This window comes from Sphingobium yanoikuyae (assembly GCF_013001025.1).
Lineage (GTDB): Bacteria > Pseudomonadota > Alphaproteobacteria > Sphingomonadales > Sphingomonadaceae > Sphingobium > Sphingobium yanoikuyae_A.
In genome coordinates, this window is record NZ_CP053021.1 from 576,346 (window position 1) to 602,304 (window position 25,959).

Genomic DNA, 25,959 nt, shown 5'->3' on the forward strand with positions numbered 1-25,959 from the left:
CGTGGCGCGTCCGCCTATGGTTAAAGGCGGAAAGATTTAGTCGGGGATCATCATGCGTTACGCCTTTCTCGCCACCACCGCCATCGCGCTGGCGGCCCCGCTGCTGTCGGCCGTGCCGGCCGCTGCCCAGCAGAATCCCACGGTCGAACTGCGGGTCGACCGGCTGGAAAAGGAAATGCGGGCGGTGCAGCGCAAGGTGTTCCCGGCCGGCACGCCGGTAGAGGCGGAAATCACCCGTCCCCAGACGCCGACCATCGCGCCGGGCAGCCCGACGTCGAGCCCGGTGGCCGACCTGACCGCGCGGGTGGGGGCGCTGGAATCGCAGCTCGCCTCGATCACCGGCCAGGTCGAGGAAAACAGCTACAAGCTCAAGCAGCTGGAAGAGGCGTTCAACCGCTACAAGGCGGAAGCCGAAGCGCGGGCCGCAACGCCGGTCGAAGCCGGCCCGCCGGTGATGCGTCCGACGGTCGCGACCGATGCGCCCGCGCCCAAGCCGGCTGCTGCCAAGCCGACGACCCCGCCCGCAAAGTCCGCCGCCGCGCCGGTGGCCAGCGATGCGCGCAAGACGGCGGTGGCGGCGATCGAGAAGCCGGATACCGGCGATGCGGCGGGCGATGCCTATAGCTATGGCTTCCGCCTGTGGGACGCGAAATTCTATCCCGAGGCGCAGGCGCAGCTCAAGGCGACGGTCGACAAATATGGCGACGGGTCGGTCGGCAGCCGCGCCGCCAACCTGCTGGGCCGCGCCTATCTGGACGATGGCAAGCCGGCGCTGGCGTCGGTCGCCTTCTACGAAAATTACCAGAAGCGCCCGCGTGGCGAGCGCGCCCCCGACAGCCTGGCCTATCTGGGCGAGGCGCTGATCCAGCTCAAGAAGCCTGCGGATGCCTGCAAGGTCTATGCGGAGCTGGAACAGGTCTATGGTTCGACCCTGTCGAGCGGCCTGCGCGGCATGATGGACAAGGGCCGGACCAAGGCCAAGTGCAGCGTGTGAGCCGATAGACGTGCCGGAGCTGGCACCTTCCCATCGCCCCGATGCGCTGCGGCTGGCCGTGCGCGCGCTGGTGGACGGGGAGGAGACGGCCCGGTTCGGCATCGCGGTGTCGGGCGGGCCGGACAGCATGGCGCTGTTGGACCTGGCGGTGCAGGCCTGGCCCGGCCGGGTGGCGGCGGCGACGCTGGATCATGGATTGCGGGCTGAATCCGCGGCCGAGGCGGCGATGGTCGCGCGCTGGTGTGCGGAGCGGCGCGTCCCTCATGCGACCCTGGCGCCGGAGACGGAAGTGTCCGGCAATATCCAGGATTGGGCGCGGCGACAGCGTTATGCCCAGCTGGAGGCGTGGCGGGCCGGGGCCGGGCTGGACTGGATATTGACCGCCCATCATGCCGATGACCAGCTGGAAACCCTGCTGATGCGGCTCAACCGGGGATCGGGGGTCGGTGGCCTTGCCGGGGTGCGGGCACGGGCCGGCCGAGTGCTGCGGCCCTTGCTGACGGTGCGCAAGGCGCAGTTGCAGGCCCATGCCGACCAGGCCGGGCTACCCTATGTGCTGGACCCGTCCAATGCCGATCCGCGCTTCGACCGGGCGGCGCTGCGCAAGCGGCTGGATGGTGTCGACTGGATCGATGCCGAGGCGGCGGCGCGCAGCGCGGCGGCGCTGGCGGAGGCGGAGGCGGCGCTGATATGGACGGTGGCGGGGCTGGCGGCCACGCATATCCATCCATCGACCGACGCCTGGGTGCTGGACCGCACCGACCTGCCGCGCGAGCTTTTGCGCCGGCTGCTGATCGAGATGCTCTGTTCCGCCGACCCGGAGATCGTGCTGCCGCGCGGGGAGGCGCTGGACCGGGCGATTGCCGCTGCGCGAGCGGGGCGGCAGGCGAGTCTGGGCGACTGGCTGCTGCGCGGTGGCGCGGTATGGACCCTGTCGCCGGCACCGCCGCGACGCTGAGATTTTCGGAAAAGTTCCACCATCCGACGCGGAGCATCAACGGCTGGTCGCTTTTGGGCGGCATGCTGACCGGTTCTTAACCCATGGGCCGTTAACCACATGGCGTGACCAATAGCGGGATTTGTTCGGAATGATGGAATTTGCGGCGCTGACCTATGGCTTGCTGGTCAGCGTGATCCTCTCGGCTGTGAAGCGGAACCGGAAGCTGAACAAGGCGCATCCGCCGCTGCTTCTCTACATGGGCTATCTGCTGTGCGGCCTGTCCGCCGGCCTGGCGCTGGTGCTGGCCTATGTCGCGCTGTTCCAACTGACCGGCAACTGACCATCTGGCAATCGACAGGGCCGGAAATCGGCAGCGGACGGCGCGTCCAGCTTGCGCTTTGCCGGCCACACCCTATCTTGCGGGGTGAAAGAGAGTGATGATGAACGACGAAAAAGACCCACAGGGTAATCCCTGGATCAAGAGTGCGATGATTTGGGCAGGGGTCATCATCGCCCTGCTCCTGTTCGTTTCGCTGTTCGAGCGCCCGACCACCCAGGCCGGTAGCGCCATCGCCTATTCGGAATTCCGCGCCAAGGTGCAGGAAGGCCAGGTCAAGGATGTGGCGATCGCGCCCGACCGGATCACCGGCACCCTGTCGAGTGGCCAGGGTTTCAGCACGGTCCCGGTCAATGATCCCAAGCTGACCGACCTGCTGGACGATTATAATGTCAAATATTCGGGCCAGGCCGAACAGCAGCCCAGCTTCTGGCAGATCATGCTGTACCAGTCGCTGCCGTTCCTGCTGATCCTGGGCATCGCCTTCTTCGTGCTGCGCCAGATGCAGAAGGGCGGCGGCGCGGGCGGTGCGATGGGCTTTGGCAAGTCCAAGGCCAAGCTGCTGACCGAAAAGCACGGCAAGGTGACGTTCGATGACGTCGCCGGCATCGACGAAGCCCGCGAGGAACTGCAGGAAATCGTCGAATTCCTGAAGGATCCGAGCAAGTTCGCACGCCTTGGCGGCAAGATCCCCAAGGGTGCGCTGCTGGTCGGTTCGCCCGGCACCGGCAAGACGCTGTTGGCCCGCGCGATTGCGGGTGAAGCGGGCGTGCCCTTCTTTACCATTTCGGGTTCGGACTTTGTCGAAATGTTCGTCGGCGTGGGCGCGAGCCGCGTGCGCGACATGTTCGAGCAGGCCAAGAAGAATGCGCCGTGCATCGTCTTCATCGACGAAATCGACGCGGTCGGTCGCCATCGCGGCGCGGGCCTGGGCAATGGCAATGACGAGCGCGAGCAGACGCTGAACCAACTGCTGGTCGAGATGGACGGCTTCGAAGCCAATGAGGGCATCATCATCGTCGCGGCGACCAACCGCCCCGACGTGCTGGACCCTGCGCTGCTGCGTCCGGGCCGCTTCGACCGTCAGGTCGTTGTGCCCCGTCCCGACATCGAGGGCCGCGAGAAGATCCTGGCCGTCCACATGAAGAAGGTGCCGCTGGCACCCGACGTCAACCCGCGCACCATCGCGCGCGGCACGCCGGGCTTCTCCGGCGCTGACCTCGCCAACCTGGTCAACGAAGCCGCCCTGATGGCTGCGCGTCGCGGCAAGCGCCTGGTCGCCATGGACGAGTTCGAGGCGGCCAAGGACAAGGTCATGATGGGCAGCGAGCGCCGCTCGATGGTGATGACCGACGACGAGAAGAAGATGACCGCCTATCATGAGGCGGGCCATGCGATCGTCGCGGTTCATGAGCCGGCGTCCGACCCGATCCACAAGGCGACGATCATCCCGCGCGGCCGTGCGCTGGGCATGGTGATGCGCCTGCCGGAACGGGACAGCTACAGCTATCATCGTGACAAGATGCACGCGAACATGGCCGTGGCCATGGGTGGCCGCGTCGCCGAGGAAATCATCTTCGGTTACGACAAGGTGTCGTCGGGTGCGTCGGGCGATATCCAATATGCCACCAAGCTGGCGCGCGACATGGTCACCCAGTGGGGCATGTCCGACAAGCTGGGCCCGCTGCAATATGAAGAGCAGCAGGGCGAGACCTTCCTTGGCTATTCGCAGAGCCAGCGTGTCCATATGTCGGACGAGACGGCGAAGCTGATCGACAAAGAAATCCGGGGTCTGGTGGAGCAGGGCTATGCCCGTGCGCAGGAACTGCTCAAGGGCCATGAGGACCAGCTGCACCTGCTGGCCAACGCCATGCTGGAATATGAGACGCTCTCCGGCGAGGAGATCAAGGCGCTGCTGGAAAAGGGTGAGATCACCCGCGACGACGGCACCACGATCAAGCCGTCGGTGATCCCGGCGGCGGGGTCGTCCATCCCCAAGACGCGCAAGCGCAAGGGGCCGTTCGGCGATCCGACCCCCGCTGGCGCGTAAGCGCCGAGCTGGCAGTGGAATGAAAAAGGGGCGCGGCCATGATGGTCGCGCCCCTTTTTCGTTTCCGGTACTTTTGCGTTTCGGACCATTGCGTTGCGTGCGCGAGCGGACCAGAAGCGGGGCCAGACACCATCAATTTTGGGGAAATATCTTGGCCCATTCCCGCCGTGACGCGATGTTTCTGGGACTGGCTTCGACGGCGGGGCTGGCGATGCCGGGGCTGGGCGAGGCGAGGGCGTCGGATAGCTGTGCCTCTGCGCCGGCCTGGCGCCATGGCGCCGAGGGCGAGCGGCTGGCGGACCTTGGCAATGGCCGCTTTCTGAACCCGGTGCTGTCGGGGGATCGGCCCGATCCCAACATATTGAAGGATGGCGACGACTATTGGGCGACCTTTTCGTCCTTCGACTATTTCCCGGCGGTCGTGATCTGGCATTCGCGCGATCTGGTGAATTGGCGGCCGGTGGGGCCGGCGCTGGCCGCGCCGCTGGGTTCGGTCTGGGCGCTGGACATCGCCAAGCATGAAGGCCGCTATTTCATCTATATTCCGGTGTTCAATCCGACCGATCCCAGCTTTTCGGCGGGGCCGGCCATCCCCTGCAAGATTTTCGTCGTCCATGCCGACCGGATGGAAGGGCCATGGAGCGCCCCCGTCGACATGGACATCAAGGGCTATATCGACCCCGGCCATGCGGTGGGCGAGGACGGTAAACGCTATCTGTTCCTGAATGGCGGCGCGCGGGTGCGGATCAGCGATGACGGGCTGCGCCGGGACGGGCCGATCGAGCAGGTCTATGACGGGTGGCCGATCCCGGACGACTGGATCATCGAGGCGCTGGCGCTGGAAGGCCCCAAGGTGCTGCGCCGGGATGGCTGGTTCTACCTGTTTTCCGGGCAGGGCGGGACGGCCGGGCCGCCGACCAGCCATATGGTGATCGTCGCCCGGTCCCGATCGATCAACGGACCGTGGGAAAATTGTCCACATAACCCGATCGTGCGGACGGCGCGGGCGGGCGAACCCTGGTGGTCGCGTGGCCATGGCACGGCGGTGGAAGGGCCGGCGGGCGATTGGTGGCTCGCCTATCATGGCTATGAAAATGGCTATCGCACGCTGGGACGGCAGATGCTGCTGGAGCCTTTGGTCTGGGACGCGGATGGCTGGCCGCGCATGACCGGCGGCGATCTGTCGGCGGCGCTGCCCATGCCGGCGGCCGGGCGGGAGGGCGGATCGGGGCTTGCGCTGTCCGGCCCGTTCAAGCCCAGCGACATGGGGAGCCGGCTGGCCTTCTTTGCGCCGCAGAAGGATTATCTCGATCGTGCCGCTTTCAGGGATGGTGCGCTGGTGCTGAAGGCGCAGGGCAAGGGGCCGGCGGAGTCATCGCCCTTGGCCTTCATCGCCGGGGATCGTTCCTATGAGGTGAGTGTCGATGTCGAACTGGAGGGCGGCGCTCAGGCGGGGCTGCTGCTCTTCTACAATCCCCAATATTTTGTCGGCCTGGGGTCGGACGTGGGCGCGCTGCACAATTACAAGGTCGGGCGTGAGCAGGGCTATCCGCCGCCCGGACCGGCGGAAGGCGGCCGTTTTTCGCTGCGGGTCGTGAATGACGACAATGTCGCGAGTTTCTATATTCGCGGAGCCGGCAAGGTGTGGCGCAAGATCATTTCCTATGAAGTGTCGAGCTATCACCATAATCTGGCGGACGGCTTCCTGAGCCTGCGCCCGGCGCTGTTCGTATCGGGAGCCGGGCAGGCGCGCTTTTCCAATCTGCTCTATCGCGGGCGGGGCAGCCAGGGGGCATAGCGACTGGTCGAGGGCCAAGATCGGGATCGCAAGAAAGGCGGCAAGAAAATCCCCAAGGGGTCTGGCCGTTTTGCGGGTTAATGGTTACATGGGCCGCCACGAATCCCCAGCGGTCCGGTTCCCCTCCGCCCGACCCGCGCAGCAGAAAGTGGCTTTCACATGGACATCCGCCTTGGCCTCACCTTTGACGACGTGCTGTTGCAGCCCGCCGAATCCGATGTGCTGCCCAGCCAGGCGGACACGTCCACCTATGTGACCAAGGCGATCAAGCTGAACATCCCGATCCTGTCGTCGGCGATGGACACGGTGACCGAGGCCGACATGGCGATCGTCATGGCGCAGCTGGGCGGCATCGGCGTGCTGCACCGTAACCTGACGGTCGAGGAACAGGCCGATGCGGTCCGTGCGGTCAAGCGCTTCGAAAGCGGCATGGTCGTCAATCCCATCACCATCCTGCCGACCGCCACGCTCGCCGACGCGCAGATGCTGATGCAGCGCCACAGGATCAGCGGCATTCCGGTCGTCGAGGCGAACGGCAAGCTGGTCGGCATCCTGACCCATCGCGATACCCGCTTTGCCGAGAATCCCGGCCAGCCGGTCAGCGAGCTGATGACCAAGGACAATCTGGCGACGGTCAAGGCCGGTGTCGGCCAGGATGAGGCGATGCGCCTGCTGCATGCCCGCCGGATCGAGAAGCTGCTGGTGGTGGACGATAATTATCACTGCGTGGGCCTGATCACCGTCAAGGATATCGAGAAGGCCGTGACCTATCCGCAGGCGACCAAGGATGCGTCGGGCCGGCTGCGCGTCGCCGCGGCATCGACCGTGGGCGACAAGGGGCTGGAGCGCAGCAAGGCGCTGATCGACGCGGAATGCGATCTGATCGTCATCGACACCGCCCATGGCCACAGCAAGCAGGTTGCGGTCGCGGTGGAAGCGGTCAAGAAGCTGTCCAACCATGTCCAGGTCGTGGCCGGCAATGTCGCCACCGCCGAAGCGACCAAGGCGCTGATCGAGGCCGGCGCGGACTGCGTGAAGGTCGGCATCGGCCCCGGCTCCATCTGCACCACCCGCGTCGTTGCCGGCGTGGGCGTGCCGCAGCTGACCGCCGTCATGGATTCGGCCAATGAAGCGCACAAGCATGGCGTGCCGGTGATCGCCGACGGCGGTCTGCGCACGTCGGGTGACGTCGCCAAGGCGCTGGCCGCGGGCGCCGGCTGCGTCATGGTGGGCTCGCTGCTGGCGGGCACGGCCGAAGCGCCGGGCGAAACCTTCCTGTATCAGGGCCGCGCCTATAAGAGCTATCGCGGCATGGGCAGCGTCGGCGCGATGGCGCGCGGCAGCGCCGACCGCTATTTCCAGGCCGACATCAAGGACCAGATGAAGCTGGTGCCCGAGGGTATCGAAGGCCAGGTGCCGTTCAAGGGCCCGGCCAAGGATGTCATCCACCAGCTGGTTGGCGGCGTGAAGGCCGCGATGGGCTATACCGGCAGCCGCACCATCAAGGATCTGCAGGAGCGTGCCCGCTTCGTCCAGATCACCAATGCCGGCCTGTCGGAAAGCCATGTCCACGACGTGACGATCACGCGTGAGGCCCCCAACTATCCGACGCGCTAAGGAGCAGGCGGGATGACGCCTGCGGCGCGAGTGCAGGCGGCGATCGACCTGCTGGACGCGATCATCGCCGCCGCCCGTGATGGCGGGCCGGCGGCGGACACGCTGATCGCGCGCTATTTCAAGGAACGGCGCTATGCCGGGTCGCGCGATCGCCGCGCGGTGCGCGACCATGTCTATGACGCGATCCGCCGCGTCGCCGATCGGCCCGAGACTGGCCGCGCGGCGATGATCGGCCTGGTCGAGGCGCAGCCCGAGCTGGCCGCGCTGTTCGACGGATCGGCCCATGCACCGCTGCCGATCGAGCCGGGCGAAGCAGGCGCGGCGGCGGGCGCCGTGCCGGGATGGTTGCAGCCCTTGCTGGCCGCGCCGGTGGAGCAGGATGCGTTGCTGGGCCGTGCGCCGGTGGACCTGCGCGTCAATCGACTGAAGGCGACGCCCGCGCAAGTGGCGCCCGAATTGCCGGACGCGACGCCGATCGCGGGCATCCCGGACGCACTGCGCCTGCCCGAGGGCTATCCGGTCGAGCAGAGCGAGGCGTGGAAGCGCGGCGCGGTCGAGGTGCAGGATGCTGGCAGCCAGTTGATTTCCGCGGCATGCGGGGCGCAGGCCGGGCAGACGGTGATCGACCTGTGCGCGGGGGCGGGCGGCAAGACGCTGGCGCTGGCTGCGGCGATGGGCGGCAAGGGCCGGCTGATCGCCGCCGACACGATCCGCAACCGGATCGACCGGCTGGCGCCGCGTGCCGAGCGGGCGGGCGTGACCTGTATCGAGAGGCTGCTGCTGGATCAGGGGCATGAGGCGCGCGCGCTGGCGCCGCTGGCGGGGCAGGCGGACATCGTGCTGGTCGACGCGCCCTGTTCGGGCACCGGCACCTGGCGCCGCAATCCCGAGGCGCGCTGGCGCCTGACCCAGGCGCGGCTCGACCGGCTGGTGTCGGAACAGGCCCGAATCCTGGATTTCGCTGCGCCCTTGCTGGCGCCCGGCGGTCTGCTGGTCTATGCTACCTGCGCATTGACCGACAGAGAGGGGCGGGATCAGGTGGATGCGTTTCTGGCGCGTCAGGCCGGCTGGAGTGCCGAGCCGATCGAAGCGGATATGGGCCGCGCCCATGGCCATGGGCTGCTGCTGACGCCGGGCCATGACGGCACCGATGGCTTCTACTTCGCCCGGCTGCGGAGGACCGCCTGAAACAGGCCATGGACAAGCGCGCGCAAAATAGCGACACTTGCCCTTCGGTCTGCGGGCCTGAGTCAATGCCTGAAACATGGCTGGAGATTTTGATGCGTTTCACCCCGGCCTCGATTGCCCTTGCCGTCCTTCTGACCACCGTTTCCAGCGTGGGGCTGACCCAGCGCCCCGATACCCAGATCGAACCGCGGTCGATCGAATGGCAGAAGGCGGGCGAGGCGGCGCGCAAGGCGGGCAATCTGACCGGTGCCACCGATGCGCTGGAAAGCGCGCTGGCGGTCGATCCGCGCAACCGCGCGGCCTATATCGAACTGGCCGAAGTGGCGCGGGCGCAGGGGCTGCAGGGCAAGGCCATCCGCCTCTACAAGGAAGCGTTGCTGCTCGACCCGACCGATGTGACCGCGATCGCCGGCCAGGGTGAGGCGATGGTCGAGAAGGGGGCGATCGCAAAGGCCAAGGAAAATCTCGCCCAGGCGCAGAGCCTGTGCAAGGGCAACTGCCCCGAGGTCGCGCAGCTCAATGCAGCGATCCAGAAGGGACCGCCGGCAGTGGCGATGACCAGCAAGGAAGCGGTGCCCGGCGCCAAGGCCAACAGCACCGATAATCCGTAATCTATCCGGCTTTCGCCGGTTCGATCGATCGTTCGTAGAAGCGCGTGTCAACCGCCATCCTGGGGAAGGCGGGCGGCAGGTCGTCGGCTTCGACCAGCGCGAACCCATTCTTCTCGTAGAAGCGATGCGCCGCGAGGAAACGGGCGGTGGTGCCGAGATAGATTTGGGCCAGGCTGCGGTCGGCCGCCGCGTCGAGCAGATGGTCTAGCAGCGCCTGGGCGACGCCGGCGGCGCGGCCGCGATGGCTGGACGCCACGAACATCTTGCGCAGCGCGCCCTGACCCTGGCCGATATCCTTGAGCGCGATCGTGCCGATGATCCGGCCGTCCTCCTCCGCAACCCAGAAGCCGCCGGCGCCGGGCAGGTAGAAGCCGGCTATGTCGGTGAGGTCCGGCTGGTCCGCTGCGGTGATGGCGATGCCATATTCGTCGCGCTGGATGCCCAGGATCAGGTCGAGAATGCCCGGCTGGTCGGCGGGAGCGAAGGGGCGGATCAGGGGCAAGGGGCTGGGCTTCCTGGCAGCGTTCGGAATGATCGATGCGGACGGAAACGAACGACCGCGCCGAAAGCCGCCGGTCAGTTGCTGGCGTTGGCGGCTGGTGCGGGCGTGGCCGTGGCGCTGGCTCCCTCCGGCGTCTGGGCCTTGGGTGCGAAGATACGCAGGCTGTCGAGCAGGGCCTGCGCGATCGGCTGATATTGTTCGCTCAGCATTTCGGGATAGACGAAGGTGGCGGTGACGATCGCGCCGTCAGGCTGTTTCAGCAGGCGCAGCGCGACATTATTGCCTTCGCCGTCATTGGCTGTGCCGCGATATTCATTCTCGCCGATGAAATCGCCATCCACGCCCTCGGCGCCGTCGGACAGTGCCTCGACGATCTGTTGCAGTGTCTGGTCATTATCATTCTTCTGCCAGAAGACGCGGACGTCGGCCCCTGCGCCGGGATCCTGATAGACGACGCCATCGGCATTGCTGGCTTCGCCATCCTTCATCCAGCCTTCGGGCATGGTGACGGAATAGCCATGGTCGATATTCACATAGTTGCGGCTGTCGCCGGCATCATCCTTTTGCGCGTTGGCCAGCGCATTGGCAGCGGCCGCATTGGCGGCGGCGGCCAGTTCCTCCTGGCTCGGCATGTCCGCGACCGGTTCGGCGCGGCCACAGGCGACCAGCAGCAGGAGGGGGGAGCAGGTGGCGAGGAGGGGCGCTTTCATGCCCCGTTCAAAAGCATAGGCGCGGGGATAATTCAACGCCGTAGCGGAACCCCCGCGACAATATGCCCCGGCCGCAGGGCGCCCGGTCCCGCGATCAGGCCGCGTTGTCGATGCCGAGTTCTGCGAGCTTGCGATAGAGGGTCGAACGGCCGATCCCCAGCCGACGGGCGACTTCGGTCATGCGGCCGCGATAATGGCCGATGGCCAGGCGGATGACGTCGGCTTCGATCTCGGCGAGCTGGCGGACATGGCCGTCGCCTTCGAACAGGGTGATGCCGGCCGCTTCGCGCGGTGGCGTGGCGGCGGCGCGCTGGCGCGGACCGCTGGCGCCGCGCGACAGGATATGGGCGGCGACCTGCGGGAAATCATGCGGGGTCAGCGCATCGCCCTCGCACAGCACGGCGGCGCGGAACAGGGCGTTCTGGAGCTGGCGGACATTGCCCGGCCAGTCATGCTGCATCAGCAGCGCCAGCGCATCGTCGGTGAGGCCCAGGCCCCGCAGGCCCGGCTGCGTCGCGATGCGGGCGAGGAGATGGCGGCAGAGGGCGGGAATGTCGCCCATACGCTCCCGCAATGGGGGCACGGTCAACTGGACGACGTTCAGGCGATAATAGAGATCCTCGCGGAACCGGCCTGCCTCGATCTCGTCGCTGAGCTTCTTGTTGGTGGCGGCGATGACGCGGACATCGACATGGACGGGGCGGCGCGCGCCGATCGGCTGCACCTCGCCATCCTGAAGCACGCGCAGCAGCTTGACCTGCGCGTCGAGCGGCATTTCGCTGACTTCGTCGAGGAAGATGGTGCCCATGTCGGCCGACAGGAATTTGCCGACATGGCGGTCGAATGCGCCGGTGAAGGCGCCGCGTTCATGACCGAACAGTTCTGATTCGACGAGGTTGGCGGGGATCGCGCCGCAATTGACGGTCACCATCGCCTGCTTGTGGCGCGGCGAGGCGGCATGGATGGCGCGGGCGACGACATCCTTGCCGACGCCGCTTTCGCCCTCGATCAGCACCGGCACGCGGGCGCGTGCGGCCTTGGCCGCGATGGCGAGGGCGGTGCGGAACTGGGGCGCCGCGCCGACGACTTCCTCGAACGCCAGCGGGGCGCTGATCTTCTCTGTGAGCGGCCGCAGTTCACCGCGCACATTGCCCTCCAGCGTCGCGTTGAGCGCGGCGAGCAGCCGTTCGGGAGCGATCGGCTTGGAGAGGTAATCGGTGGCGCCCGCGCGCATCGCCTGGACCGCGACGGCGACGCTGTTATGCGCCGTCAGCACCAGGATCGGCAGGGCGGGGCGCTGCGCATGGATGTCGCCGATCAGGTCGGCCGGATCGAAATCCGGGCTCCATTGATCGATCAGGACCGCGTCGAGCTGCATGCCGTCCTGCGTGCCCAGCGTCGCCAGGGCGGTTTCGGCATCGCTGGCGAAGATGGTCCGCCATCCCGCGCGCGCGGCCAGCGCAGACACCAGCCGGCGCTGCGCGGGCTCGTCGTCGATCAACATCAGCAAGGGAACGCCTTCGCGAACCATCTGGACCCCTCTTGTGCAAACAGGAGGTCATCCTAGGCGCCTGGGGTAAAAGCGCCCTTAACCTGTAAAGATTTTCTTGTGCCCCTACGGCTTGAGGGGGGGGGGGGGACAGGATAAGAGGTTGCACAACGATGTAATAACTAGGGGAACGGATATGGCTTCTGACGGGAACATCAAGAGCGCAACCCAGACCTATGAAGGGTTTGTCGGCTTCGTGAAGTGGGGCACCATTGCCTGCCTCATCGTCGCCGCGATTGTCGTGCTGCTGATCTCCAGCTGAGCCATGTCGACGCTATAGGAGGGGGATGCTGATATAATGAAAATTGCGATATTGAAGGAACAGGCTGCGGGCGAACGGCGCGTGGCCGGCACGCCCGAGACCGTGAAGAAATTCATCGCGCTGGGCGCAAGCGTGGCCGTCGAGGCCGGCGCTGGCGCGACGGCGTCGATTGCCGACGACGCCTATGTTACGGCCGGTGCCAGCGTTGGCGATCGTGCCGCGACGCTGGCGGGTGCCGATATCCTGCTGGGCGTGCAAGGCCCCGATCCGGCCAGCCTTGGCGGTGCGGCGGCGGGAGCCTGGATCGTCGCGGGCCTCAATCCGTTCGGCGAGCGGGCGCGGGTCGATGCCTATGCGGCCGGCGGCTATGAGGCGCTGGCGATGGAATTCATGCCGCGCATCACTCGCGCGCAATCGATGGACATCTTGTCGTCCCAGTCGAACCTGTCGGGCTACAAGGCGGTGCTGGACGCGGCCGCCGAATATGACCGCGCCTTCCCGATGATGATGACCGCGGCGGGCACCGTGTCGGCGGCCAAATGCTTCGTCATGGGCGTGGGCGTGGCCGGCCTTCAGGCGATCGCCACCGCGCGGCGGCTGGGTGCGCAGGTGAGCGCCACCGACGTGCGCGCCGCGACCAAGGAGCAGATCGAATCGCTCGGCGCCAAGGCGATCTTCGTGGAGAAGGTGGCCGGCATCGAGGGCGAAGGCACCGGTGGCTATGCCACGGAAATGTCCGACGAATATAAGGCGGCCCAGGCCGAGCTGGTCTCGTCGCACATCGCCAAGCAGGACATTGTCATCACCACCGCGCTGATCCCCGGTCGGCCCGCGCCGCGCCTGATCAGTGATGCGCAGATCGCATCGATGAAGCCGGGCAGCGTGATCGTCGATCTGGCGGTCGAGCAGGGCGGCAATGTCGAGGGCGCGGTCGCCGGCGAAGTGGTCGTGCGCCACGGCGTCAAGATCGTGGGCCATCGCAACGTGCCCAGCCGCCTGGCCGCCGACACCTCCGCCCTGTTCTCGCGCAACCTCTATAATTTCCTGTCCGCCTTCTGGGACAAGGAGAAGAACGCGCCGGTGCTGGACGAGGAAATCGGCAATGCCATCCGCCTGACCCAGGGGGGCAAGGTCGTCAACGAACGACTGCTGGCAAGCTGATGCGGGCCATGGTCCCCATCCTCCCCATCCTCCCCTGCAAGGGGAGGGGGACCAGCCGCAGGCTGGTGGAGGGGTATCGCCCTGTCATGAACGGGACACCCCTCCGTCTGGCTTCGCCAGCCACCTCCCCTTCCAGGGGAGGATGATGTGCTGCAAGGGCAGGCGAACAGGGCACGGCAGTTGCGCAAGGCGATGTCGAAGCCGGAAGTCCTGCTCTGGCAGATATTGAGGCAAAGGCCGCAAGGTCTGAAATTTCGCCGTCAGCACCCGTCCGGTCCCTATGTGGCAGACTTTTACTGCCATGAGGCGCGGCTGGTGATCGAGGTGGACGGCGAAGCGCATGCAAGAGGGGATGCGCCGATGAGGGATGAGCAACGCGACTGCTGGTTTGCGGAACGGGGACTGTCCGTTCTGCGTCTGCCGGCCGCCGCAATCATGAATGATAGGGACAATGCCGTAGCCGCGATCCTGGCCAGGGCAGTCGAAACAAGTGGGGAGGACTAGAATGGACTTCATTGCCATCCTGTCGATTTTCGTGCTGGCGTGCTTCGTCGGCTATTATGTGGTCTGGTCGGTGACGCCGGCGCTGCACACGCCGCTGATGGCGGTTACCAATGCCATTTCGTCGGTCATCATCGTCGGCGCGCTGGTCGCGTCGGCGGAGGCCGGTAGCCTGGCGGCCAAGCTGCTGGGGCTGGTCGCGGTGGTCTTTGCGTCGGTCAACATCTTCGGCGGCTTTGCCGTGACCGAACGCATGCTGGCCATGTACAAGAAGAAGGAGCGCAAGTGATGCACGAGCTTGCGCCCGTCTCGCCCTTCGTTGCGCTGGCCTATCTGGTTTCCGGCGTCCTCTTCATCCTGGCGCTGCGCGGCCTGTCGAGCCCGTCGACCAGCCGTCGCGGCAACCGCATGGGCATGGTCGGCATGGCGATCGCCGTGGTCACGACCCTTTACACCCATGACGTGCTGAGCCTGCCCGAAATTCTGGGTGCCATCGCCATCGGCGGCGGCATCGGTTTCATCATCGCCCGTCGCATCGAGATGACGGCGATGCCGCAGCTGGTTGCGGCCTTCCACTCGCTGGTGGGCCTGGCCGCCGTGCTGGTCGGCGCGGCCGCCTATCTCAATCCCGGCGCGTTCGGCATTCTCGATCCGCTGACGAACGAGATCCACAATGCCAGCCGCATCGAGATGGGGCTGGGCGTCGCGATTGGTGCGATCACCTTCTCGGGTTCTGTCATTGCCTTCCTGAAACTGAACGGCAACATGTCGGGCAAGCCGATCATGCTGCCGGGCCGCCATGTCATCAATCTGGCGACGCTGGCGGCGATCCTGGGCCTGATCGCCTATTTCGTGACCGACCAGTCGCCCTGGATCTTCTGGACCGTGACGGCGCTGAGCTTCGTCATCGGCTTCCTGCTGATCATCCCGATCGGCGGCGCGGACATGCCGGTCGTGGTGTCGATGCTGAACAGCTATTCGGGCTGGGCCGCCGCCGCCATGGGCTTTACCCTGGGCAACACGGCGATGATCATCACCGGCGCGCTGGTGGGCAGTTCCGGCGCGATCCTGTCCTACATCATGTGCAAGGCGATGAACCGCAGCTTCATCAGCGTGATCGCTGGCGGCTTCGGCGCGGAAGCGGGCCCGTCGGGCGGCGGCGCGGCGGCGGTCGACCGTCCCTACAAGCGCGGCAGCGCCGAGGATGCGGCCTTCCTGATGAGCCAGGCGGACAATGTCATCATCGTGCCCGGTTACGGCATGGCGGTCAGCCAGGCGCAGCATGCGCTGCGCGAAATGGCCGACCTGCTGAAGAAGGAAGGCGTGAACGTCAAATATGCGATCCACCCGGTCGCAGGGCGCATGCCCGGCCACATGAACGTGCTGCTGGCCGAAGCGAACGTGCCGTATGACGAGGTGTTCGAGCTGGAGGACATCAACAGCGAGTTCGGCCAGGCCGACGTTGCCTTCGTCATCGGCGCCAATGACGTGACCAATCCGGCGGCCAAGACCGACAAGACGTCGCCCATCTATGGCATGCCGATCCTGGACGTCGCCAACGCCAAGTCGGTGCTGTTCGTGAAGCGCTCCATGGGCGGGGCCGGCTATGCCGGCGTCGACAATGAGGTCTTCTACATGGACAACACGATGATGCTGCTGGCCGACGCCAAGAAGATGGTCGAGGAGATCGTCAAGGCGCTGGCCCACTAAAGTGACCCGATCCACCCGCGCCGGATCGCCCCGTCGACGGGGCGGGTGGATCGTCCTGACTTGTCGAAGCCGGCATCTTTCGTAAAAGAAGGGCTGGGGCACCGACATGCCCGGCCCGCACGGGGCCGGACAGGCGCCCCCATATTGGGAGCGACATGCGTAAACTCGGTCTGATTGGTGGTCTCAGCTGGACGTCCACCGCCCGCTATTATGAGATCATCAACCAGGCGATCCACCGGGCCAAGGGTGGCCAGCACAGTGCGCGGCTGCTGATCGAAAGCCTCGATTTCGCACAGGTTTCCGGCTGTATCACGCAGGAAGACTGGGATTGCGCATCGGGCCATCTGATCGGCGCGGCCCAGCGGCTGGAACAGGGCGGGGCGGAAGCGCTGCTGATCTGTGCCAATAGCATGCACCGCATCTATGACCGGATCCAGGCGAGCATCGCCATTCCCATCATCCATATCGCCGATGTCGTCGGCACCCGGATGAAGGCCGACCGGATCGATCGCGCCGCCCTGATCGGCACGCGCAATGTGATGACCGAGAAATATTATCGCCAGCGGCTGGTGTCGCACGGCGTGTCGCTGCTGCCAGCTGATGTCGCGCTGGCCGAGCGGATCGACCGGATCGTCTATGACGAACTGACCGTCGGCAAGATCAACCGCGATTCCGAGCGTTTCATGAAGTCGGAACTGACCGACATCGCCAAGGAGGATGTGCAGGCGGTCGTGCTGGCATGCACCGAACTGGAGATGATCGTCGACGTGAAGGCCAATGTGCTGCCTATCTACGACTGCACCGAAATCCACGCCATGGCGGGCGTCGACTTCATCCTGAGCGAATAGGGATGGCGATGGCCGGGCGCGGTGTCAGACCGCGCTCAGCCCCGCATCGGCCAGGCCGCGCCACAGATGGAGCGCCTGTACGCTTTCCTTGACGTCATGGACGCGCACCATCTGCGCGCCCAGTTGCGCCGCGCGGAAGGCGAGGGCGACCGAGCCGCCGAGCCGGTCTGGCGCCGGTGCCTCGTTCGACAGGGCGCCGATCAGGCGCTTGCGGCTGCCGGCAAAGAGCAGCGGCACGCCCAGCCCCTGGAAGGTGGCGAGGCCATTCACCAGCGCCAGATTGTCCGCCAGGCTCTTGCCGAAGCCCAGGCCCGGATCGACCATGATCTTCTCGCGCGCGATACCGGCGTCGAGGCAGGCGGCGATGCGGGCTTCGAGATAGTCGAACACGTCGGTGACGACATCGGCATAGCCGTTGGGATTGTCGTGCGGATCGTCGCCGGTCGAAGGGGCGTGCATCAGGATCACCGGACAGCCGGCGCGGGCCGCGACCTCCAGGCTGCGGGGGTCATGTTCCAGCGCGCTGACATCGTTGATGACATGGGCGCCGGCGGCCAGCGCCGCCTCCATCACCGCCGCCTTGCGCGTGTCGACCGACATGGCGACGCCGGCCGCGGCGAGCTTCTCGATCACCGGCACGATGCGGGCGATCTCATCGCCCTCCCATAGCTTGGGCGCCTTGGGGCGGGTCGATTCGCCGCCGACATCGATCAGCGCGGCGCCGGCCGCCGCCATGGCAAAGCCGGCATCGGCCGCCGCCTGCGGGTCGGTCATATGCTTGCCGCCGTCGGAGAAGCTGTCGGGCGTGATGTTGAGGATCGCCATCACCTGGGGCGCGTCGAAGCGGATGACGCGATCGCCAAGGCTGAGCGGCGCGCGCTGGGCGGAGATGTTCGCGGCCAGTTGGCGGGCGCGCTCTGCCAGCGGATCGGGCAGGGTGGCGGTGACCGTCTCGAACGCCGCGACCGGCACGGTCTCGCGGGCGATGCGGCGGCCGGCATGGCGCGCCGTCAGTTCATAGGCCTGGAACCAGATCAGGCCATTGGCCATCCGCGCCGCCGATCCATCCGCCAGGCCAATCGGGCTCGGCACGAACCATGTCGGCTTGAGGTAGAGCCGGGCGTCAGCGGGGATGGAGGAGAGGGTCATAAAGCTCCGTTCGCCCCGGACGGGTCGGGGCCATGTCTTGGAAGAACTATGGCTGCCTCAACCCGAACGGGGGACGGAAATCAAGGCTCGTTGGCGAGCAGATAGGTCTGGCGCAGCGTGTCGATTGGGTGCAGCTTGCCCGCCTTCTCGATATGCCAGAAGGTCCAGCCGTTGCAGCTCGGCGCGCCCTGAAGCGTTGCGCCCAGCTTGTGGATCGAACCGGTGTCGCTGCCCACGGCGAGCGAGCCGTCGGCGCGCACGGTGGCGCTCCAGCGGCGCTTGCTGTCCATCACCACCGAGCCGGGCTGGAGATAGCCGGTCTCGACCAGCGTGCCGAAGGCGACCTTGGGCTGCTGGCGCGCGGTCTGCATGATGGCGAGCGCGGATTCATCGAGCGGCAGCGCCTCGGCAATGCGTTCCTCGGCCACCTCGATATAGTCGGGCTCGCGCTCGATGCCGATCCACTGGCGGCCCAGTCGCTTGGCGACGGCGCCGGTGGTGCCGGTGCCGAAGAAGGGATCGAGCACGATGTCGCCCGGCTTGGTGCAGGACAGCATCACGCGATAGAGCAGCGATTCCGGCTTCTGCGTCGGATGCGCCTTGGTGCCGTTGCGCTTCAGTCGCTCCTGGCCGCCGCAGATCGGCAGCACCCAGTCGGAGCGCATCTGCAGCTCGTCATTGAGCGTCTTCATCGCCTTGTAGTTGAACGTGTATTTCGCATCCTCGCCCTGGCTGGCCCAGATCAGCGTCTCATGTGCGTTGGTGAAGCGGGTGCCCTTGAAATTGGGCATCGGGTTCGCCTTGCGCCAGATGATGTCGTTGAGGATCCAGAAGCCCTCATCCTGCAAGGCAGCACCGACGCGGAAGATGTTGTGATAGCTGCCGATCACCCAGATCGTGCCATTGGGCTTGAGGATGCGGCGCGCCTGCGCCAGCCACGCCTTGGTGAAGCGGTCATAGCTGCTGAGCGTGTCGAACTTGTCCCAGTCATTGTCGACCGCATCGACGCGGCCGCCTTCGGGGCGGAACAGGTCGCCGCCGAGCTGAAGATTATAAGGCGGATCGGCAAAGATCATGTCGATGCAGCCGTCGGGCAGCTTGGCCATTTCCGCGATACAGTCACCGCGCAGCAGGCGGTTTGCCTCGATCGCCGGTGCCGGCGCGAGCGCAACCGCCTTCTTCCGCCGCGGTGCGACGCGTTCCATGACACCCATGTGTGCAACCCCCATATGTTTCGTCCGTCAGCACTGAGTCCTCAGGAGTCTGCCGTCAAGGTCAGGGGTTTAGCGCTCATCCCTGTCAGGATTGCGAGGATGGTGGAGAACGAAGCGGGTAGCCACAACATATTGAGTCATGCGAGTCGCGGGAGACTCATCATCGGGTGGTGTGACTCAAAAGACTCAGCGAGGAGGCGGTTCGCACTTTTTTTCGTTAATGGCGCGGCCGAGTCGAAAATCATCCTCTGCTTGACCAACTCATAACCAGATGGTTATGAAAATTGCATGACGGAAGTGAAATTCAGAGGCGATCTTGGAGCGAACAGCGATTCACTCTTTAAGGCGCTGTCCGACGGCACGCGACGTGCCCTGCTGGAATATCTGGTGCGCGAAGGGGAGCAGAATGTCGTGGCGCTGACCGCCGTGGCCGGCGTGTCGCAACCGATGGTGTCGCGCCATATGGGCAAGCTCAAGCGTGCCGGTCTGGTGACGGCCCGGCGGACGGGGCGCGAAACCTGGTTTGCGGCGCGGACCAAGGGACTGGGGCCGGTGGTGCAGTGGATGGCGATCTATGGCGCGCTCTGGTCGCAGCGCTTCACGCCGATGGAGCATGCCGGGGATTGAACGGGACTGTATCGACAGAAAAAGGGGCGCCAATGGCGCCCCTTTGGTTTTCCAGGCCGTGCGCGGGATCAGCGCAGCGGCGTCCAGGTCTGGGTCTTGCAGAAGAAGGCGATGCAACCCTGAACCTTGAGCGTGCCGTCGCCATTGCGGCTGACCTTGGACGTATAGCTCTTGCCGCTTTCCGGGTCGTAGATCGTGCCCTTCCAGATGTCGCCCGCATCGCTGAAGCCCGACAGCAGGGCAAGGCCGACCAGCGGCTTGGAACGCAGCGCCGGATCGGGGTTCTTGATGTCGGTCTGGGGGCGGCCTGGCGTCGGCTTCACGATCTTCTCGATCTTGCCGCAGATGCTCTTTCCGCACGGCGCGATCTGGACGATCGCCTTGCCATCGACGGTCGACCAGCGGCCGGTGATGGGCTGGGCCGCATAAGCGGGCAGGGCGGTGGTGAAGGCGGCCAGAGCGGCGATGGCGACGCGAGCGCCGGTCTTGATGGTCATGATGCGATCCTCTCCTTTTGGGTTGAGGGTGAGAATAAGGGAGGAAAATGCGGCGCGCCAGCGCTTCGCTTGCAGTTTACGGAAACGGAAGGAGGGGACGCTACGGCAGCGCCCCCTCCTTGCCCGGAAATTTTTTAGAAAGCCGTGCTGATCGAGCAGGCGGCCGGCCCCAGGATGACGACGAACAGGGTCGGCAGGATGAAGAGAATCAGCGGCACGGTCATGATCGCGGGCAGGCGGGCGGCCTTTTCTTCCGCGCGCATCATGCGTTCATGGCGGAACTCGGCGGACAGCACACGGAGCGCGGAGGCGAGCGGCGTGCCATATTTTTCGGTCTGGATCATGGTCGTGACCACGCCCTTGACCGCGTCGAGCTTCACGCGGGTCGCCAGATTTTCAAAGGCCATGCGGCGTTCGGTAAGGAAGCTCAGTTCGATTGCCGTCAACTGGAACTCATCGCCCAGTTCGGGATAGGCGCGGCCCAGTTCACGGGCGACGCGGCTGAAGGCGGCGTCGACGGTCAGGCCGGCCTCGGCGCAGATGACCAGCAGGTCGAGCGCGTCGGGCAGGCCCTTGCGGATCGCGGCGGAGCGCTTGGCGATCTTGTTGTCGATGAAGAGGTCGGGGGCCTTGTAGGCGAGCAGCAATGCGCCCGCGAAGGCCATGAACCGCTTGGCACCGCCCCATTCGGGATAGATGCCCACGGCATAGAGCAGGATCGCGGCGGTGCCGCCGATCAGGATCGGCATGATCATGCGGCCGAAGATGACGGCGACGGCCCAGTCCTTGGAGCGGATGCCGGCCTGGGCCAGGCGGATCTGGGCGTCCTTGAGCTGGTCATCCTGCAGCACCTTGAGGCTGGTCAGGAAGGACCGCATCTGATCGGTCGTCTGGTTCTTGTTGACCAGCTTGGCGCGGCGCTTGGCGGTCGAGGCGGTGATGCCGGCTTTGAGCTGTTCACGGCGTTCGTTGAGCGCCTTGACCCGCTTGGCCATCGGATCGCGCACCGTCATCACGGCATAGAGCGCGTAGAGGGTGGCGAGTGTGGCCAGTGCGGCAAGCAGCGTACCGAAATCGGTTGCGGTCATGCCAAACAGGGTGCCGGTGGGGGTAGGGGCGTCCATATCTCTATCCGTTCCCCGTCAAATCTCGAAGTTGATCATCTGGGCCATGATGAAGGCGCCGATGCCCATCCAGCAGAAGCCGCCAATGCCGACGACCTGCATGGTCGAGAGCCCGAAAATGCCCGCCGGATCGGGGGTGAAGAAGGGGCTCATATAGCCAAAGTTGATATAGCAGATCATGCCGAACACCAGGAAAGGCAGGACGCCGATGATATAGGCCGACGCCTTGGATTCCGATGACATGGCGCGGATCTTGAGCTTCATCTGGGCGCGCTGGCGCAGCACGGTGGCGAGGTTCTGCAGCGTTTCGGCGAGGTTGCCGCCGGTTTCGCGCTGGATCGCCAAAGTGATGACAAAGAACTGGAATTCCGGCGTGCCCAGGCGATCGGCGGTTTCCTGCAGCGCCTGGTCCATGCTCTTGCCGATCTTGATCCGTTCGGTGATCAGCTTGAACTCCTCGCCGACCGGGCCGGGGATTTCGCTCGACACGATGCCCAGCGTCTCGCCGACCGGCAGGCCCGATCGCAGGCCGCGGGTCAGCAGCTCGAGCGCGTCGGGGAACTTGGCGTTGAATTGCTGGATCCGCTTGTTGATCAGGCGGCCAACCCACAGATGCGGCAAGGCAAGGCCTGCCGCCAGCCCGACCATCAGGGCCAGCAGGAAGGGAAAGCCGCGCATCAGCAGGAACAGGGTGGTCAGCAGGAAGACCACCGCACAGGACGTCATATATTGGCTGAGCGTCCATTTCTTGCCGGTCATGCGGATGCGCTTGGCCAGATTCTCCGGATTGGGGATCAGCGAGACCAGCATCTTGGCTTCGTTGCCGGTCGCCCGAGTGGAGATGGCCTTGCGCATGCGCGCTTCCATCATCGCCTCGGTGGAGTCGCTGTGGCGGCCACGGATCAGCGCGACCCGGCGTTTCTGCGCCTTGTCGGGCGAGGGGCCGGCAAAGGCGACCACGACCAGACCAAGCATGGTCGCGACCAGCACCAAGATCAGAAGGAAATTGCCGTCCATTGTTCGCCCGTTCCCCGTGCGTGAATATGGCTGTGCGGGGCCGCCCTGGAGCGGCCCGCGCGTCAGCCTTCCAGTGCCGTCGCCTTGTCCTTGCGGCGCGACGGGATCATGCTCTTGAAATCGCCGATCTTGCCGAGCAGGGAATCTCCCTTCCTGGCTGTCGACTTGGCGCCCGGATTATCGGCTTCATCGCCGGCCAGACCCAGAACTTCGTCCATCATGGCGGTGCAGGCGGCGCCGACCTTGCTGCCCTTGGCGGTTTCCGCCAGCGTCTTGCCGAGCTTGGCGGCCTGGGCCGCGATGCGCAGGTCGAACGGCACGATCACATCGACCTTTCGTTCGATCGACTGTTCGAAATCCTTGCGGCTGATTTCCGGCGCGCCGGGATGGACGCGATTGGCGACCACCAGGATGCGGGCCTGCGGTGCATTCGACTTGAGCCAGGACAGGATGCGGATCGTGTCGCGCGCCGCCGCCAGGCTGAGTTCGGTCACCACCACCGCGACATTGACGTCGGTCATCAGGTGCGTGTGCTGGATCAGCATGTTGCGCGGCAGATCGATGATGCTGCATTCGAACGCCTGACGGAACTCTTCCAGCAACTGGTAGAAGGCGCCGCCATCGGTCATCATCGGCTGGTTGATCGGCGCTTCGGCCGACAGGATGGCCAGCATGTCGCTGGCGCGAACCATGGCGCGCTCGATGAACAGCCCGTCGATGCGGCTGGGATTTTCGATCGCGTCGGTCAGGCCACGGCCCGGTTCCAGATCCATCGCCAGCGCATTGGTGCCGAAATGGATGTCGAGATCGAGCAGGGCGGTCGGGCGCTTCTTCTTCTCGCTCAGCATCCAGGCAAGCGAGGTCGCCATGCTGGATGCGCCGACGCCACCACGGGTGCCGACGACGGCAACCGTCATGTGCGGGCGTTCCGGCCCGGCGTCGCGCGGGGCGAGGAAGACGGCCTGGGCCTGGGCCAGCGCGTCGCGCAACTGGTCGGCGCCGAAGGGCTTGAGCAGATAGTCCTGGATGCCGCTGGCGACCAGATCACGATAAAGGCGCACGTCATTGACCTGGCCCGCCGCGATCACGACGGTGCCGGGTTCGCACACTTCGGCGAGGCTGTTAATGTCGTTCAGCGGATCGCCGCTTTCCGACATGTCGACGAACAGGATCTGCGGGCTGGCGGTGATCGACAGGCTTTGCACCGCGTTGCGCATGCCGCCCTTGTTCACCTTTTCCGGTGCCCAGCCCATTTCGGACGCAACAGCGCGCAGCAGGTCGAAGCTGTGATCGTCGCAGACGAAGGCGTGGAAGGGGTCGCGCTGGCCCACGGAACCATGTTTCCAGGGTGCGTTCATCTTACTGGCCTCCGTTCGAGAGCTGCTTGAGGTCGCCCGAGCCGGTCGGCGCCTTGTCGCGATAGGTGGAAATAGCGCGGTTCGAGGTCGCGGTGCGCAATTCGCTGTCCGTGCTCTGGCCGCGGACCAGATCTTCGGGATCGGCAACCATTGCCGCCAGATTGCTGTTCACGCCGCAGCCGAAATTGGACGACGCGCCCAGGCTCATCGGCGTTTCGGCCTTGTTCGACCAGTCGGGGCAGCCGGGGACCGAGGCGGTGGTGCGGCGGACGACCAGACGGATCGTGCCTTCGGGGGCGGAGCCGGCGGCGGCCGAGCTGTCCTGGCCCAGCAGCATGCCGTGGCGGGCGACGACATTGGCGATGTCTTCGCCAAGATCGGGGCTATAATAGCCGGCGTCAGTGACGATCGCGACCTGGTCGCCATAGCCAAGCTTGATCGTGGCGAACCAGTCGTCGAGGCGCGCGGCCTCGGCGGGCGCAAGGCGCGCGCCGCCGGCCTGCACGTCGAACGTGTAGCTGGCATAGCTGACGACCGGCTGATGGACCGAGTCCACGCCGCGATTGACGCTGTCGGTCGAGCAGGCCGCCAATGGCAGTGCCAGCAGGGCGATGGCGCCGAGGCGGACGAGGGTCTTGCGGGAGGTGGAAGTCATGTCTTTCGTCCTTCCGTCAGAAGCTGAAGCCGGGGGTCGCGCCGCCCGACTTGCCGGACGAGCGATCTTCGTCGCGGGCGGCCAGCGCGGGCGCCGCGATCGAGGCCTGCGGGCCGGGCGTGGGCGCCACGGGCGAACCGGGCGCGCGGGTCGGCATATTGGGCTGGGCGCCGCTGACGCCGTCATGCATCTGCTGCAGGAACAGGCCCTGGCCGACATTGGCGTTGCGGAAGCCATCGGTCGGCAGGCGAATGTCGGACGCGTTGACCGGCTTCACCAGATAGGGGGTCACGACGATCACCAACTCGGTCTCGTTACGCTGGAAGCTGCGCGACTTGAACAGGCTGCCCAGGATCGGGACATTGCCCAGGCCCGGCACCTTGTTGACGTTGTTGGCGGCTTCATTGTTGAGCAGGCCGGCGATCATAAAGGCCTGGCCTGAACCCAGTTCGACGGTGGTTTCGGCGGTACGGCTCTTGAGTGCGGGCACCGAACTGCTGACACTGAAGTCGAGGCTCGACACGGTCGGGCGGACGCGCAGCGAGATGCGGCCGTCGGCCAGAACCGTCGGGGTGAAGGCCAGTTGCACGCCATATTGCTTGAACTGGATGCTGTTGCCCGACGAAGGGCCGTTGTTGACCGTGTAGGGATATTCGCCACCGGCCAGGAAGCTGGCGGTTTCGCCCGACAGGGCGGTCAGGTTCGGCTGGGCCAGGGTGCTGGCCAGGCCGCTGGATTCAGCGAGGTCGAGCGCACCGGCAATGTCCATGCCGAACAGGCGGGCGACGCCGCCAAGGCTGTAGGAGCCATCGACGGGAGTCGTGAAGGACCAGCTGTTGTTGGCCGAATCATAGCTGGCGAAATCACGGCTGCCGCCACCGATGACGCCGCCCAATTTACCGCCACTATTGTCCTGGCTGGTGAAGTTGGTGCCGATCTTGTGGCCGACATCCTTGCTGACTTCGGCGATCTTGACCTGCAGCATGACCTGAAGCGGGGTCGCCATCAGCAGGCGGCTGACCACGGTCACGTCCTTGCCGACGAAGGCCTGGGTCAGGCGTTCGGCCTCGGCCGCGTCCTCGGGCGCCTTGATCGTGCCGGTCAGCAGCACCATGCCGTTCATCTTGTTGACGGCGATGTTGGCACCCGGCATCGCCAGGCGCAGCATGTCGTCGATGGTGGTCAGGTTGTTGCCGACGCGAACCGTGCCGGAAAACAGCACCTTGCCATTGCCGGCCGTCACGAAGACGGTGGTTTCGCCCGGCTTCTTGGCGATCAGATAGAGCTGGTTATTGGTCCGGACATGGACATCGACAACGTCGGGGTTGGCGATGACGACGTCCGACATCTTGGCCGGCAGGTTGACGACCTTGCTGCCGCCGACGGACATCAGGATCGCATTGTCCTGATCGGCTGCGGGGGCGGCGTTGAGGGCCGTGGTCGGCGCGGCGACCATGGCAAGCGCCAGGCCAAGCGCGATCGCCGGGGCGGCGAGCGGACGGGCCGCCTTGTGCCGCGCGAGCATCTGGTAAGCGTTCAT

General features: G+C 65.7%; 26 protein-coding genes. 15 read left to right on the forward strand and 11 right to left on the reverse strand.

Annotated features, from left to right (window positions below):
• Positions 1-52 precede the first annotated feature (52 nt).
• From HH800_RS03110 to HH800_RS03145, 8 genes are all read left to right on the forward strand, one after another.
• On the forward strand, positions 53-994 hold the full coding sequence (locus tag HH800_RS03110; RefSeq protein WP_004208018.1) for a hypothetical protein: 942 nt from the start codon (positions 53-55) through the stop codon (positions 992-994).
• Between the two features lie 10 nt (positions 995-1,004).
• Positions 1,005-1,952: a tRNA lysidine(34) synthetase TilS gene (tilS, locus tag HH800_RS03115; protein ID WP_169860165.1), complete on the forward strand. Its 948-nt coding sequence runs from the start codon at positions 1,005-1,007 to the stop codon at positions 1,950-1,952.
• Between the two features lie 130 nt (positions 1,953-2,082).
• Complete coding sequence (locus tag HH800_RS03120) at positions 2,083-2,274, forward strand: hypothetical protein (protein ID WP_017502470.1); 192 nt, start codon at positions 2,083-2,085, stop codon at positions 2,272-2,274.
• Between the two features lie 100 nt (positions 2,275-2,374).
• A complete protein-coding gene (ftsH, locus tag HH800_RS03125) occupies positions 2,375-4,321 on the forward strand; it encodes an ATP-dependent zinc metalloprotease FtsH (RefSeq protein ID WP_004208015.1) in 1,947 nt (648 codons plus the stop codon).
• 175 nt (positions 4,322-4,496) lie between these two features.
• Positions 4,497-6,119 carry a family 43 glycosylhydrolase gene (locus HH800_RS03130; RefSeq protein ID WP_169863210.1) on the forward strand — a complete coding sequence of 541 codons (1,623 nt, stop codon included), beginning with the start codon at positions 4,497-4,499 and terminating at the stop codon, positions 6,117-6,119.
• 159 nt (positions 6,120-6,278) lie between these two features.
• Positions 6,279-7,736, forward strand: coding sequence for an IMP dehydrogenase (gene guaB, locus HH800_RS03135; protein WP_169860166.1), 1,458 nt, complete (start codon positions 6,279-6,281; stop codon positions 7,734-7,736).
• A 12-nt stretch (positions 7,737-7,748) separates the two neighbouring features.
• Complete coding sequence (locus tag HH800_RS03140) at positions 7,749-8,924, forward strand: RsmB/NOP family class I SAM-dependent RNA methyltransferase (protein ID WP_037517270.1); 1,176 nt, start codon at positions 7,749-7,751, stop codon at positions 8,922-8,924.
• Between the two features lie 92 nt (positions 8,925-9,016).
• Complete coding sequence (locus tag HH800_RS03145; protein WP_169860167.1) at positions 9,017-9,535, forward strand: tetratricopeptide repeat protein; 519 nt, start codon at positions 9,017-9,019, stop codon at positions 9,533-9,535.
• 1 nt (position 9,536) lies between these two features.
• Here the strand turns inward: HH800_RS03145 and HH800_RS03150 are convergent, their stop codons facing one another.
• The 3 genes from HH800_RS03150 to HH800_RS03160 all read right to left on the reverse strand — a co-directional run bounded on the left by HH800_RS03150 (position 9,537) and on the right by HH800_RS03160 (position 12,278).
• Positions 9,537-10,037: a GNAT family N-acetyltransferase gene (locus HH800_RS03150; protein WP_169860168.1), complete on the reverse strand. Its 501-nt coding sequence runs from the start codon at positions 10,035-10,037 to the stop codon at positions 9,537-9,539.
• Positions 10,038-10,111: 74 nt separating this feature from the next.
• Positions 10,112-10,747 carry a hypothetical protein gene (locus HH800_RS03155; protein ID WP_169860169.1) on the reverse strand — a complete coding sequence of 212 codons (636 nt, stop codon included), beginning with the start codon at positions 10,745-10,747 and terminating at the stop codon, positions 10,112-10,114.
• 94 nt (positions 10,748-10,841) lie between these two features.
• Positions 10,842-12,278 (reverse strand): sigma-54-dependent transcriptional regulator, encoded by a 1,437-nt coding sequence (locus tag HH800_RS03160; protein WP_169860170.1) that lies wholly within the window; start codon positions 12,276-12,278, stop codon positions 10,842-10,844.
• Positions 12,279-12,432: 154 nt separating this feature from the next.
• Here HH800_RS03160 and HH800_RS03165 point away from each other — a divergent pair, with 154 nt between their 5' ends.
• The 6 genes from HH800_RS03165 to HH800_RS03190 all read left to right on the forward strand — a co-directional run bounded on the left by HH800_RS03165 (position 12,433) and on the right by HH800_RS03190 (position 16,778).
• Positions 12,433-12,558 carry an aa3-type cytochrome c oxidase subunit IV gene (locus tag HH800_RS03165; protein ID WP_004208006.1) on the forward strand — a complete coding sequence of 42 codons (126 nt, stop codon included), beginning with the start codon at positions 12,433-12,435 and terminating at the stop codon, positions 12,556-12,558.
• A 36-nt stretch (positions 12,559-12,594) separates the two neighbouring features.
• On the forward strand, positions 12,595-13,719 hold the full coding sequence (locus HH800_RS03170) for an NAD(P) transhydrogenase subunit alpha (protein ID WP_169860171.1): 1,125 nt from the start codon (positions 12,595-12,597) through the stop codon (positions 13,717-13,719).
• 147 nt (positions 13,720-13,866) lie between these two features.
• Positions 13,867-14,223 (forward strand): endonuclease domain-containing protein, encoded by a 357-nt coding sequence (locus HH800_RS03175; RefSeq protein WP_037510285.1) that lies wholly within the window; start codon positions 13,867-13,869, stop codon positions 14,221-14,223.
• Between the two features lies 1 nt (position 14,224).
• Positions 14,225-14,509: an NAD(P) transhydrogenase subunit alpha gene (locus tag HH800_RS03180; RefSeq protein ID WP_004208003.1), complete on the forward strand. Its 285-nt coding sequence runs from the start codon at positions 14,225-14,227 to the stop codon at positions 14,507-14,509.
• Positions 14,509-15,930 (forward strand): NAD(P)(+) transhydrogenase (Re/Si-specific) subunit beta, encoded by a 1,422-nt coding sequence (locus HH800_RS03185; protein ID WP_037517256.1) that lies wholly within the window; start codon positions 14,509-14,511, stop codon positions 15,928-15,930. Before HH800_RS03180 ends, HH800_RS03185 begins: the two co-directional genes overlap by 1 nt.
• A gap of 155 nt (positions 15,931-16,085) precedes the next feature.
• The gene (locus HH800_RS03190; RefSeq protein WP_004208001.1) at positions 16,086-16,778 is read left to right on the forward strand and encodes an aspartate/glutamate racemase family protein; all 693 of its coding nucleotides are present in this window, start codon (positions 16,086-16,088) and stop codon (positions 16,776-16,778) included.
• A gap of 24 nt (positions 16,779-16,802) precedes the next feature.
• Here the strand turns inward: HH800_RS03190 and folP are convergent, their stop codons facing one another.
• The gene (gene folP / locus HH800_RS03195; protein WP_169860172.1) at positions 16,803-17,927 is read right to left on the reverse strand and encodes a dihydropteroate synthase; all 1,125 of its coding nucleotides are present in this window, start codon (positions 17,925-17,927) and stop codon (positions 16,803-16,805) included.
• An 80-nt stretch (positions 17,928-18,007) separates the two neighbouring features.
• On the reverse strand, positions 18,008-19,141 hold the full coding sequence (locus HH800_RS03200) for a site-specific DNA-methyltransferase (protein WP_010336249.1): 1,134 nt from the start codon (positions 19,139-19,141) through the stop codon (positions 18,008-18,010).
• Positions 19,142-19,429: 288 nt separating this feature from the next.
• Between HH800_RS03200 and HH800_RS03205 the strand changes: the two genes are divergently transcribed.
• On the forward strand, positions 19,430-19,768 hold the full coding sequence (locus HH800_RS03205) for an ArsR/SmtB family transcription factor (protein ID WP_004207998.1): 339 nt from the start codon (positions 19,430-19,432) through the stop codon (positions 19,766-19,768).
• Between the two features lie 68 nt (positions 19,769-19,836).
• Here HH800_RS03205 and HH800_RS03210 read toward each other — a convergent pair whose 3' ends face one another.
• From HH800_RS03210 to HH800_RS03235, 6 genes are all read right to left on the reverse strand, one after another.
• A complete protein-coding gene (locus tag HH800_RS03210) occupies positions 19,837-20,265 on the reverse strand; it encodes a DUF2147 domain-containing protein (protein ID WP_037510295.1) in 429 nt (142 codons plus the stop codon).
• Between the two features lie 134 nt (positions 20,266-20,399).
• Positions 20,400-21,389 carry a type II secretion system F family protein gene (locus HH800_RS03215; protein ID WP_004207996.1) on the reverse strand — a complete coding sequence of 330 codons (990 nt, stop codon included), beginning with the start codon at positions 21,387-21,389 and terminating at the stop codon, positions 20,400-20,402.
• Between the two features lie 18 nt (positions 21,390-21,407).
• Complete coding sequence (locus HH800_RS03220; protein ID WP_169860173.1) at positions 21,408-22,406, reverse strand: type II secretion system F family protein; 999 nt, start codon at positions 22,404-22,406, stop codon at positions 21,408-21,410.
• A gap of 62 nt (positions 22,407-22,468) precedes the next feature.
• Entirely contained in the window at positions 22,469-23,764 is a 1,296-nt protein-coding gene (locus HH800_RS03225; RefSeq protein ID WP_004207994.1) for a P-loop NTPase, read from the reverse strand.
• A gap of 1 nt (position 23,765) precedes the next feature.
• Positions 23,766-24,419 carry a CpaD family pilus assembly protein gene (locus HH800_RS03230; RefSeq protein WP_004207993.1) on the reverse strand — a complete coding sequence of 218 codons (654 nt, stop codon included), beginning with the start codon at positions 24,417-24,419 and terminating at the stop codon, positions 23,766-23,768.
• Positions 24,420-24,435: 16 nt separating this feature from the next.
• Positions 24,436-25,959 (reverse strand): type II and III secretion system protein family protein, encoded by a 1,524-nt coding sequence (locus HH800_RS03235; RefSeq protein ID WP_004207992.1) that lies wholly within the window; start codon positions 25,957-25,959, stop codon positions 24,436-24,438.

Bases quoted from the DNA above. Each gene is read 5' to 3' on its own strand.
- HH800_RS03110 (WP_004208018.1), top strand. From the start codon at position 53: ATGCGTTACGCCTTTCTCGCCACCACCGCCATCGCGCTGGCGGCCCCG.
- HH800_RS03120 (WP_017502470.1), top strand. From the start codon at position 2,083: ATGATGGAATTTGCGGCGCTGACCTATGGCTTGCTGGTCAGCGTGATC.
- ftsH (WP_004208015.1), top strand. From the start codon at position 2,375: ATGAACGACGAAAAAGACCCACAGGGTAATCCCTGGATCAAGAGTGCG.
- HH800_RS03130 (WP_169863210.1), top strand. From the start codon at position 4,497: ATGTTTCTGGGACTGGCTTCGACGGCGGGGCTGGCGATGCCGGGGCTG.
- guaB (WP_169860166.1), top strand. From the start codon at position 6,279: ATGGACATCCGCCTTGGCCTCACCTTTGACGACGTGCTGTTGCAGCCC.
- HH800_RS03140 (WP_037517270.1), top strand. From the start codon at position 7,749: ATGACGCCTGCGGCGCGAGTGCAGGCGGCGATCGACCTGCTGGACGCG.
- HH800_RS03145 (WP_169860167.1), top strand. From the start codon at position 9,017: ATGCGTTTCACCCCGGCCTCGATTGCCCTTGCCGTCCTTCTGACCACC.
- HH800_RS03155 (WP_169860169.1), bottom strand. From the start codon at position 10,747: ATGAAAGCGCCCCTCCTCGCCACCTGCTCCCCCCTCCTGCTGCTGGTC.
- HH800_RS03160 (WP_169860170.1), bottom strand. From the start codon at position 12,278: ATGGTTCGCGAAGGCGTTCCCTTGCTGATGTTGATCGACGACGAGCCC.
- HH800_RS03165 (WP_004208006.1), top strand. From the start codon at position 12,433: ATGGCTTCTGACGGGAACATCAAGAGCGCAACCCAGACCTATGAAGGG.
- HH800_RS03170 (WP_169860171.1), top strand. From the start codon at position 12,595: ATGAAAATTGCGATATTGAAGGAACAGGCTGCGGGCGAACGGCGCGTG.
- HH800_RS03180 (WP_004208003.1), top strand. From the start codon at position 14,225: ATGGACTTCATTGCCATCCTGTCGATTTTCGTGCTGGCGTGCTTCGTC.
- HH800_RS03185 (WP_037517256.1), top strand. From the start codon at position 14,509: ATGCACGAGCTTGCGCCCGTCTCGCCCTTCGTTGCGCTGGCCTATCTG.
- HH800_RS03190 (WP_004208001.1), top strand. From the start codon at position 16,086: ATGCGTAAACTCGGTCTGATTGGTGGTCTCAGCTGGACGTCCACCGCC.
- folP (WP_169860172.1), bottom strand. From the start codon at position 17,927: ATGACCCTCTCCTCCATCCCCGCTGACGCCCGGCTCTACCTCAAGCCG.
- HH800_RS03200 (WP_010336249.1), bottom strand. From the start codon at position 19,141: ATGGGTGTCATGGAACGCGTCGCACCGCGGCGGAAGAAGGCGGTTGCG.
- HH800_RS03205 (WP_004207998.1), top strand. From the start codon at position 19,430: ATGACGGAAGTGAAATTCAGAGGCGATCTTGGAGCGAACAGCGATTCA.
- HH800_RS03210 (WP_037510295.1), bottom strand. From the start codon at position 20,265: ATGACCATCAAGACCGGCGCTCGCGTCGCCATCGCCGCTCTGGCCGCC.
- HH800_RS03215 (WP_004207996.1), bottom strand. From the start codon at position 21,389: ATGGACGCCCCTACCCCCACCGGCACCCTGTTTGGCATGACCGCAACC.
- HH800_RS03220 (WP_169860173.1), bottom strand. From the start codon at position 22,406: ATGGACGGCAATTTCCTTCTGATCTTGGTGCTGGTCGCGACCATGCTT.
- HH800_RS03225 (WP_004207994.1), bottom strand. From the start codon at position 23,764: ATGAACGCACCCTGGAAACATGGTTCCGTGGGCCAGCGCGACCCCTTC.
- HH800_RS03230 (WP_004207993.1), bottom strand. From the start codon at position 24,419: ATGACTTCCACCTCCCGCAAGACCCTCGTCCGCCTCGGCGCCATCGCC.
- HH800_RS03235 (WP_004207992.1), bottom strand. From the start codon at position 25,959: ATGAACGCTTACCAGATGCTCGCGCGGCACAAGGCGGCCCGTCCGCTC.